Raw genomic sequence first — 10,092 nt, forward strand, 5'->3', positions numbered from 1 at the left:
GGCCTTTAGCGCGCCGCCCCGTCCAACTCCGCGTTGCCCTGCGCGCCGGACGCCTGAAGGGTCGAGGTCAGCCGCCGGATCTCGGCCTCCTGGGCACTGATCCGCTGAGTCAGCGCTTGAATGGCCTGGGCTACCGGATCGGGCATGTCGCGGGTCACGCCGTAGGCGTCGAAGCCGTGCGCGGCCTGGGTGTCGGGATCGCTGATGATGCGGGCCGGAATGCCGACGGCGGTCGCCCCGGGCGGCACCGCCTTCACCACCACGGCGTTGGAGCCGATGCGCGCGCCAGCGCCGACGGTGAATCCGCCCAGCACCTTGGCGCCGCCGCCGACCACGACATCGTCTTCCAGGGTGGGATGCCGCTTGACGCCTTTTTCCAGGCTGGTGCCGCCTAGGGTCACGCCCTGGTAGATGGTGACGTCGTTGCCGATCACCGCCGTCTCGCCGATCACCACACCGAGCCCGTGGTCAATGAACAGACGCCGACCGATCACCGCGCCCGGGTGGATTTCGATCCCGGTGAACCAGCGCGCCAGGTGCGAGTTGAAGCGCGCCGGCCATTTCAAGCCGTGCGTCCACAACCAGTGCGAGACCCGGTGTCCCCAGACCGCATGCAGTCCCGGGTAGCAGGTCAGCACCTCCCAGGTGGAGCGTGCCGCCGGATCGCGCTGGCGGATGCTGCGGACGTCCTCAGCGATGGTGGACAGGATGCCCATGATGGAAGCTAGCCTTCGGCCAACGGCGGCAACAGGAGATCGGCGTTATTGCGCCGGCGCTTGGGCTTTTCAACGGTGGTGAGGATGCCGCGCAGCAGATTCAGCTCGTTGAGGTCGGGCTGCGAGCGGTTGAACAGGGTGCGCAGGCGCCGCATCAGCAGACGCGGGTTGTCGGGGTCGAGGAAGCCGGTCGCCAAGAGCACCCGCTCCAGGTGTTCATAGAACTGCTCGACCTGCTCGGCGGTGGGCGGCTGGTACCAGGGGTGATCGGCCTTGGCCGAGACCCGAGGCACTTCGGCAATCGCCGCCCGGCGCAGCACGTAGCAGAGCACCTGCACCGCCTGAGCCAGATTCAGCGAGGAGTAGCCGGGGTTGGACGGGATGGCGACCACTGCGTTGCAGCGGTCCAGCTCTTCGTTAGTGAGGCCGGTCTGCTCGTAACCGAACACCAGCGCCACCCGGCCATGCTCGGCGCGCGCGACGGCCTGCTCGGCGAAGGCTTCCGGAGTCAACGGTTCGTCGCCGAGATGGCGCGCGCGGGCCGAGGTGCCCACCACCCAGGCGCAGTCGGCGACGGCCTCTTCCAGGGTCTTGGTGACCCGGGCTTCGTCCAGCACCACCAGGGCTCCGGAAGCCTGAGCGCGCGCCTGCGGGTGCGGATAGCGCTCCGGCTCGACCAGGGCCAGGTCGCGCAGGCCCATGTTCATCATCGCCCGCGCGGTCGAGCCGATATTGCCCGGATGCTGGGTGTGGCTCAGCACCACACGGAAGTTGGCGAGCCGGGGATCAAACAGGGAATCGCTGCGCGTGGGCAGGCGTTCGAGAGGGAGAGTAGCCATAGCGTGGTATTCTAAACGCTTGCCTTCACTCGCTTTTTGCCATGCAGCCGCTCGCCAACATCGCCGTCCTCGCCGCCCGCGCCGCCGGCAACTTCATCATGCGCAATTACGACCGCGTCGATGCGCTGAAGATCGAGCGCAAGGGCAAGAGCGACTTCGTGACCCAGGTGGACCGTGGCGCGGAAAGCGAGATCGTCAAGATCATCCGCAAGCACTACCCCGAGCACGCCATCCTCGGCGAGGAAGGCGGTGCTTCCGGCCGCGATGGCGAAGTGCGCTGGATCATCGACCCGCTGGATGGCACCACCAACTTCCTGCACAGCCTGCCGCACTTCGCGGTCTCGATCGGCGTGGAAGTGCGCGGCCGCCTGGAGCACGGCGTGATCTATGCGCCCTGCACCCAGGACCTCTACGTGGCCAGCCGCAACGAAGGCGCCACGCTCAACAACAAGCGCATCCGGGTCAGCAAGGCCAAGGAGATGGAAGATGCCCTGATCGGCACCGGCTTCCCGATCCGCAACCCGGAGACGCTAGACACCTATCTGCCGATGATGCGCCGCGTGGCCGAAAACAGTGCCGGCCTGCGCCGCGCCGGCGCTGCTGCGCTGGATCTCGCCTATGTCGCGGCCGGCCGCCTGGATGGCTTCTTCGAGCTCAATCTCAAGCCCTGGGACATCGCCGCCGGCATCGTCATCGTCCAGGAGGCCGGCGGTGGCGTGACCGGCCTGCGGGAGGGTGAGTTGCTGGAGCACGGCCACATTCTTGCCGCCACGCCCAAGTTGCTACAGCCGCTGAAGGATCTGCTGGGCAAGGTCGACTGATTAACGCGGGCGGCCTCCACAACGGCCGCCCATTCAAGGCAGGGCGCGCGGCCGGAAACCGGCCGCCGCACCCGCCCCGTCTTCCAGAACTCAGCCGCCCAGGCTCTGGTAGTAGTCCATCAGCACCTTGGCGACTTCCGGTCGGGAGAATTCCGGCGGTGGGGCAATGCCCTGCCCCAACATCTGCCGCACCTTGGTGCCCGAAAGCGCGATGAAGTCCTCCGGGTTGTGATCCGGCGCCTCGCGCATCATCACCACCCGGTTCAGCTTCTTGCTGTAGGCGGTGTTGTCGGCACGGAAGATCTGGATCTTCAGGGCATCGGCCGGCACCTTCTCGTCGAAGATGGTCTGGGCATCGAAGGGACCGTAGTAGTCGCCCACGCCAGCGTGGTCACGGCCGACGATGAGGTAGTCGGCACCCATGTTCTGGCGGAACACCGCGTGCAGCACCGCCTCGCGCGGGCCGGCGTAGAGCATGTCGAAGCCGTAGCCGGTGATCATCACCGTGTTGGGCGGGAAATAGTGCTCCACCATCTGCCGAATGCAGGCATCGCGCACCGGCGCCGGAATGTCGCCCTCCTTGAGCTTGCCCAGCAGCATGTGAATGACGATGCCGTCGGCCGACAGGCGCTCCTGCGCCATGCGGCACAGCTCCTCGTGCGCGCGGTGCATCGGATTGCGGGTCTGGAAGGCCACCACCTTGTTCCAGCCGCGCTGGGCGATCTCCTCGCGAATCTCGGCAGCGGTGCGGAAGGTGTCGGGGAACTCGTCACGGAAGTAACTGAAGTTCAGCACCTCAATGGGGCCCGACAGCAGCTGATTGCCCAGGCCCAGGAAGGTCTGCACGCCGGGATGCTTGGCGTCGAGGGTGCCGAAAATCTCCTTGGCCATGCCCTGCAACTGCTCGTCGCTGACCGTCTCGACCGCCTGCACATCCATGATCGCCAGGACCGGATGGCCTTCGATATTGGGGTCGCGCAGCGCATAGCGACCCGGCTTCAAGCCGGACTGCTTGGTTAGGTTGAGGATCGGCACCGGCCAGAACAGGCCATCGCTGGTCTTCAGATCCTTGGTCACCGACAGGGCATCCGCCAGGTTCATGTAGCCCTTGAGCGGGTTGAAGTAACCCGCCGCGAGCATGACCGCGTTGGCCGCTGCCGCGGAGTTGAGCAGCAGGTCGGGCAGTTGCGAGGCTTCCGCCAGCAGGGCAGCGCGACGCTGCTCATCGGCGACATACAGCGGGTTGAGCGTGGGGGAACCGTGCGGGGCAATCATCGGGCGCGTCTCGGGTTAGAACTGGGAGTAGCCGGAAAGGCGGCATAGGGTAAACGTAGCCCGTGCCGGGCGAGCAGCTTCGAACGGACGAGGTCGATGTGGAGATTCGTCCGTCACACCGAAGGGGGCGCGGCGTCAGCTAGCGAGCGCACCACCGATGCAGCCAAAAGCTTGGCCGAGGCCCCCAATCTGCCGATGCCCCCCTCAGCCGCGCGCCTCGTTGGCATGCGCGAGGAACCAGTCGTAGGCGTCGCGGAGGCCATCGACCAGGGAAATCCGGGCGCGCCAGCCCATGGCAGCCAGCCGCGACACGTCCATGAGCTTGCGAGGCGTGCCGTCCGGCTTGTCGGTATCGAAGCGCAGACTGCCGGTGAAGCCGGTGATGTGGGCGATGGTTTCCGCCAGCTCGCGAATGGTCACGTCCTGGCCGGTGCCGACGTTGATGTGCGACAGCATGGGGCTGACGTTGGCCTCATAGCTGGCGCGGTCCAGCTCCAGCACGAACAGCGAGGCCTCGGCCATGTCATCGACGTGCAGGAACTCACGCTTGGGCGTGCCCGTGCCCCAGACCACGACCTCGCTCGCACCAGACGCCACCGCCTCGTGGAAGCGCCGCAGCATCGCCGGCACGACGTGGCTGTTCGAGGGATGGAAGTTGTCGTTGGGGCCGTACAGATTGGTTGGCATCACCGAGCGGTAGTCGGTCCCGTACTGGCGGTTGTAGGACTCGCAGAGCTTGATGCCAGCGATCTTGGCGATTGCATACGGTTCGTTGGTGGGTTCCAGCACGCCGGTCAACAGGCTGCTTTCCGGCATCGGCTGCGGCGCGAACTTGGGATAGATGCAGGAGCTGCCAAGGAACAGCAACTGCCGCACGCCCGCCTGATAGGCCTGATGGATGAGGTTGCACTCCATCATCAGGTTTTCGTAGATGAATTCCGCCGGATAGTTGTTGTTGGCAAGGATGCCGCCCACCTTGGCCGCCGCCAGCACGACTACATCGGGCTTTTCGCTGGCGAAGAAATCACGGACTGCGGCCTGGTCGGTGAGATCCAGTTCCGCGTGGCTGCGCGTCAGCAGTTGCAGTCGTTCACCGGCCGCCTGCCGGGCCTGCAGCCGGCGCAGGATGGCCGAGCCAACCATCCCGCGATGGCCGGCGACGTAGATCTTTCGCTCCACGGAGACGGAACTCATGGGCTACTCGTGGCTCACCGAAACCTTGAATCCCGCATTGCGGAGCACCGCATGCTGGCGCGCCTTGTCGAGATCGTGCGCGACCATCTCGGCCAGCATCTCGTCGAGACTGATCTCCGGTACCCAGCCCAGCTTCTGCTTGGCCTTGGAAGGATCGCCCAGCAGGGTTTCCACCTCGGCGGGACGGAAGTAGCGCGGGTCGATGCGGACAATCACATTCCCCACTTTCAGCGCCGGCGCCTTGTCGCCCTCGATGGCGGCGACCACCGCCAGCTCCTCGACGCCCTCACCACGAAACTCCAGGCTGATCCCCAGCTGCGCGGCGCTGCGGCGAATGAATTCGCGCACGGACACCTGGATTCCGGTGGCGATCACGAAGTCTTCCGGCCGCTCCTGCTGCAGCATCATCCACTGCATGCGCACATAGTCCTTGGCATGCCCCCAATCACGCAGGGAGTCGATGTTGCCCATGTAGAGACAGGACTCCAGTCCCTGGGCAATGTTCGCCAGACCACGCGTCACCTTGCGCGTCACGAAGGTCTCCCCACGGCGCGGCGACTCGTGATTGAACAGGATGCCGTTGCAGGCATAAATGCCGTAGGCCTCCCGGTAGTTCACCGTGATCCAGTAGGCGTACATCTTGGCCACCGCATACGGGGAGCGCGGGTGGAAGGGTGTGGTTTCCTTCTGCGGAATCTCCTGAACCAGTCCGTAAAGCTCCGAGGTCGAGGCCTGATAAAAGCGTGTCTTCTTTTCCAGCCCCAGGAAGCGGATTCCCTCCAGCAGCCGCAAGGTGCCGATGGCATCCACATCCGCCGTGTATTCCGGCGCCTCAAAGCTGACCGCAACGTGCGACTGCGCCCCGAGGTTGTAGACCTCGTCCGGCTGAGTCTCCCGGAGGATGCGGATGAGGTTGGAAGTGTCGGTGAGGTCCCCGTAATGCAGCCGCAACTTCGGATTGGGCTCGTGCGGATCCTGGTAGATGTGATCGATCCGCTCGGTGTTGAGCGAGGAGGCACGGCGCTTGATGCCATGGACCTCGTAGCCCTTGGCGAGCAGCAGCTCGGCCAAGTAGGAGCCGTCTTGGCCGGTGATGCCGGTGATTAGCGCTTTTTTCATGAATAGCGGCCCTTCGGAACAGTCATTGGGCGATGTGAGTGACTAAGAGCTCGGATTGTGACAGCCCCTGGGATTAGAGACGAAAGACTCCAGCCAAAAGAGCACCTCCAGCCTGGGCCTCCCGGCGGGAGCCAACGACGTCCGTCAACGCGCAGCCCCAGTTTTCGCGCACCGCAGCCCAATTCCAAGGAGACCAGCGACATCGCCAATCGGCGTGGAGCCTCGTGGGCAGAGCACATGGCCTTCAAGGTCAGTGATCCGCAGACGTGGGCTTCGCATATCCCAGACGTGACCACCGTCTCGTCATTTGGCCGGAGCGCCCGTCCGCGACTTGGCCCTACCGGGTAGACTTGCTGCGGTGGCGGCCGTGGTGCCCTGTTTATACGATCACGAGCATGGACCAAAAGCGCTGTGCTGCAGCCAGCCATCAACGGCCAAGGGAACGACTATTGCTGGGCGCCAGCGCACGCTCTGTACTAATTCGAACGCACAATAGTTCTCCATGTAACCATCCAGGCCTCAACACGCAGCGCACATCTAGGTCGCCCCCTTGTGTCCCCACCGACTTGGGTGATGGCTACCGCTCGTGGCATTAGATAACAATCCCTGTAAATTACACTGCGGGATGCACCGCAAGAAAAGCAACAAATGATCCCGTCGAAGAACACTTTGGTTTTTTTTATTTCCTCCTTCTCGGGAATTAATACTGGAATTGGCGGCCACTACCGTTCAGTAAAAGAAATATCAAAAAGCCTGCAATCAGATCGAGAAGTCTTTGTAATCACTTTCGGCGATGTGCCCTCTTCAGTATTCGACGATGTGTCCTATCACCGCCACATCCGGATGGACTCTCCCTTCGACATTAAGGGGTTGAAAGCACTCGCAGGCGCTGAAAAGGAGATCGTCCACCAGGCCGCTTCCAAACCAATTTTTATCTCGGTTGGTTGGGTATTCAGCAGCGTACCCATGATGCTTGCAGCTCGCGGCCTCGATGTACTCTTCGCCCACATCAAGCCCGGCGGCGGCAGCCCGAAGTGGACAAAGATATTTCAAGAAGTCCCGTTAGTAGTTTTTCATGACGAAGACAGAAAATTGTTCTCCAACAATGGTACCAAGCACGACATTCTCGTCGCGCCAGGGCGGGTAACCCCACCTCCGCGAGATGAGGAGTATCTGGAGAAAGCCGTTTATCCGCATATCGGCAATAAGATTGGCGCGCAAACGCTAGTCTGTGTCATGCGAATATCCGAAGAAAAAAGGAAGCCACTCGATCTAATCTATCAATATATATGCAGTCATCCGCATGACTTTTACTTCTTCCATTATGGCGTCTCACAAGACAAGCCCATGCTGGAGGAATTGAAAAATAAGGCATCTGGCGCCGCAGTCAAAATTATTGACGATGATTACTCTGTAAATTCTGCAGCACGCGCACTTCATGGATTTGGTGCGTTCTGCGGCATCGGTCGGTCCGCCATTGAAGCCATGGCTCTTGGGCTTCCGACGTTCGTTCCCGTAGTTGGTCCGTCTGGCACGGCAACCCTGGTGGCCATTACCGAGGAAAACTGGCGGGTTTTCCTGAACCAGAACTTCACTCATCGAGCAAAGTATGAGGATCTTGAGAGAGCGGGCGCCTGTATCGAAGTTGATGACCTTGCCGATCCGAAAACCAGGGAAAAACTTGCAAAAGACGCCTTCAGCGTCTACTCAAAAAATCTGTCCCCAGAGGCATCGCGACAGGCATGGAAGAATTTTCTGGACGCCATCGAGACTCGGCCCGGGGTGGGCTTTCTTCGAGCGCTGTACTATGTCCTCAAGGGCATTAAGCTGACGATTAAGCGCGTCAAGCTCAGCCAGACAAGACGCGGTCAGGCTGGTTAATCGTTGCAAAATATAATAATGAAAACAGATCAATTTCGCCCAGACATCCAAGGTCTACGAGCCGTCGCCGTCTCCTTCGTTGTTTTGTTCCATGCAAACTTTTCTCTGCTCGGCGGGGGCTATGTCGGTGTTGATGTTTTCTTTGTCATCTCCGGATACTTAATTACCAGCCACCTTCTCGGCTCTTTACAGAAAAACAATCATATCAGCTTCTCGGCGTTTTACGCACGCCGGATTCTACGTATCATTCCGGCAGCGTTTTTTGTACTGGCAGCGAGCGCCCTGTTCGCCTATGCCTTCCTACCCCCCCTGCGTTCCGCTGAGATTTCTGAAAATGTCGCCGCGACCGCCCTATACATTCCCAATATCTATCTTGCCATTAAAGGCTCAGATTATTTAGCGGAAGATTCACCATCTCCGTTCCAGCATTATTGGTCGCTGGGAATCGAAGAGCAGTTTTACCTCACTTGGCCCTTGTTCCTGGCTATCTTCTGGAAGCTAACCAGCCAACGGGGCGCCTCGCTCACCTGGGCGGTTGCTGCGGTCGTCGCGCTTTCGCTAGCGCTTTGCGCCTGGGCGACTCCCGTCAATACTTCTTGGGCCTTTTTTGGACTACCCACCCGCGCTTGGGAGTTGGGGACCGGCGGCCTAGTGGCCGTTATGGCGCAACGCCCCCGCCGCTTGCAAAGCAGCGGATTTACCAGTTCGGCTCTGGCTACGGTCGGTCTCGCTCTTGTTTTTGGCGCCGCAGTTATTTTTGACAAAGAAACGCAGTTCCCAGGCATTGCAGCGACTATCCCGGCGTTTGGGACGGCCGCCATTATTTTCGCCGGACTAATAAACCCTGAAAATCATGTAAGCCGCCTGCTAGCTCTTCGGCCATTTCAGTTCCTGGGGACACATTCGTACTCCATCTACCTTTGGCACTGGCCCGTTTTCATTATTCCTGCGGCCACCTTGAGACAGCCGCTGGGCGAATGGAGCTACATAGGGCTTACCGCAGTGACCTTGCTGCTGGCGATGGCGAGCTACCGGCTTGTGGAGGAACCATTCCGTCGTAGCAAGCAGCTCCTTGAAGCGCCTCCATGGAAAATCATCACGGGCGCGCTATTGGCTTCTGGCGTGATCGCAGGCGCTGCGCACGTGAAGGGCAGGCTCGATCAGACTGGCGATCTTCATTCCGGGCGACAGGCTCCTGAAGCAGCGCTTTCAGCGGAGCCGCAGTTCACTGACTTCGTTCCAAGCAATCTGAAGCCGTCTCTTCGGGAGGCCAGCAAGGACAATCCCAGTCTCTACAAGAGCGGCTGTCATGTCGGCTTTGAGGTAACGCGACCGAAGGATTGTGTATTCGGGAATGAGCTCAGCCCAAAGACCATCGTGCTTTTCGGCGATTCGCATGCAGCGCAGTGGTTCCCGGCAATCAACGAAATCGCCGTGGCATCCAACATCAAGCTGATACCCCTCACGAAATCCGCCTGTCCGTCCGTGGATACGCCTCGAACACTCAAAGGCGTCCGCTATTTTGCATGCGAGTCTTGGCGGCAGGCCGCACTCGCCAGAATCGCTTACATCAAGCCGGATTTGTTGATCATCTCAAACCTGCAATCAACAAATCTCGTCCCGGACGGCCAGACTTTCGAAGAAGCGTGGCAAATGGGGCTAGCGCGCACACTAGAAAAAGTACCGCCGGGAACCAAAGTGGCGGTGATCGCAGACACCCCCGAGCAACTCGATACACCGGCCATATGCCTGTCGGCTCACCTCGACCGCGCCAACGTCTGTGGACGCTCGCCAACAGACGCCTTCCACTCAGAAGCTCAGAAGGCCGAGAAAGCGGCTGCGGCGGCGTTTGGCGCGAGCTACATCGATATGACCCCATTCTTCTGCACTTCAACCGAGTGCGCGCCCATCATCGGCAACTGGCTGGTATATCGGGATCGCCATCACATCACAGCGACATTCTCCAAGGCGCTGGCGCCGCAACTGGGGGCTAAACTGGCCGATGTTTGGCCCGCTATTCGCGAGTAAGAGGCGCGCGCATTCCCCCCGGTTCACCTTTGCCTTCGCGCTCAGGGGAGCCAGTCCACGTTTGACCACATCCCACAAGACGACACTCAACGATGAACATCACCATATTCGGCTCTGGCTACGTAGGCTTGGTCACGGCGGTCTGTTTTGCCGAGGTTGGCAACGACGTGCTGTGCGTGGACGTGGACGAGCGCAAGGTGGCGATGCTGCGGCGTGGCG

At 61.1% G+C, this 10,092-nt stretch carries 9 protein-coding genes; 4 read left to right on the forward strand and 5 right to left on the reverse strand.

Going from position 1 to position 10,092, the window contains the following annotated elements:
• Window positions 1-5 precede the first annotated feature (5 nt).
• Together cysE and ED208_RS12445 are read right to left on the reverse strand one after the other, a co-directional pair.
• Window positions 6-716, reverse strand: a complete 711-nt coding sequence (cysE, locus tag ED208_RS12440; RefSeq protein ID WP_436286625.1) for a serine O-acetyltransferase — start codon at window positions 714-716, stop codon at window positions 6-8.
• 8 nt (window positions 717-724) lie between these two features.
• Window positions 725-1,555, reverse strand: coding sequence for an RNA methyltransferase (locus ED208_RS12445; RefSeq protein WP_123212226.1), 831 nt, complete (start codon window positions 1,553-1,555; stop codon window positions 725-727).
• Window positions 1,556-1,596: 41 nt separating this feature from the next.
• Between ED208_RS12445 and ED208_RS12450 the strand changes: the two genes are divergently transcribed.
• A complete protein-coding gene (locus ED208_RS12450) occupies window positions 1,597-2,376 on the forward strand; it encodes an inositol monophosphatase family protein (RefSeq protein WP_123212227.1) in 780 nt (259 codons plus the stop codon).
• A gap of 90 nt (window positions 2,377-2,466) precedes the next feature.
• Here the strand turns inward: ED208_RS12450 and sat are convergent, their stop codons facing one another.
• From sat to gmd, 3 genes are all read right to left on the reverse strand, one after another.
• Window positions 2,467-3,651 carry a sulfate adenylyltransferase gene (gene sat, locus ED208_RS12455; protein ID WP_123212228.1) on the reverse strand — a complete coding sequence of 395 codons (1,185 nt, stop codon included), beginning with the start codon at window positions 3,649-3,651 and terminating at the stop codon, window positions 2,467-2,469.
• A 204-nt stretch (window positions 3,652-3,855) separates the two neighbouring features.
• Window positions 3,856-4,845: a GDP-L-fucose synthase gene (gene fcl / locus ED208_RS12460; protein ID WP_123212229.1), complete on the reverse strand. Its 990-nt coding sequence runs from the start codon at window positions 4,843-4,845 to the stop codon at window positions 3,856-3,858.
• Window positions 4,846-4,848: 3 nt separating this feature from the next.
• A complete protein-coding gene (gene gmd / locus ED208_RS12465) occupies window positions 4,849-5,964 on the reverse strand; it encodes a GDP-mannose 4,6-dehydratase (RefSeq protein ID WP_123212230.1) in 1,116 nt (371 codons plus the stop codon).
• 648 nt (window positions 5,965-6,612) lie between these two features.
• Between gmd and ED208_RS17140 the strand changes: the two genes are divergently transcribed.
• From ED208_RS17140 to ED208_RS12475, 3 genes are all read left to right on the forward strand, one after another.
• Entirely contained in the window at window positions 6,613-7,845 is a 1,233-nt protein-coding gene (locus ED208_RS17140) for a glycosyltransferase family protein (RefSeq protein WP_148044752.1), read from the forward strand.
• An 18-nt stretch (window positions 7,846-7,863) separates the two neighbouring features.
• Entirely contained in the window at window positions 7,864-9,873 is a 2,010-nt protein-coding gene (locus ED208_RS12470; protein ID WP_123212231.1) for an acyltransferase family protein, read from the forward strand.
• A gap of 92 nt (window positions 9,874-9,965) precedes the next feature.
• Window positions 9,966-10,092, forward strand: a 127-nt coding sequence (locus ED208_RS12475; protein ID WP_148044722.1) for a hypothetical protein, incomplete at its 3' end; no start/stop codon positions are given.

The sequence above is a fragment of the Stagnimonas aquatica genome (assembly GCF_003730135.1).
GTDB lineage: Bacteria > Pseudomonadota > Gammaproteobacteria > Nevskiales > Nevskiaceae > Stagnimonas > Stagnimonas aquatica.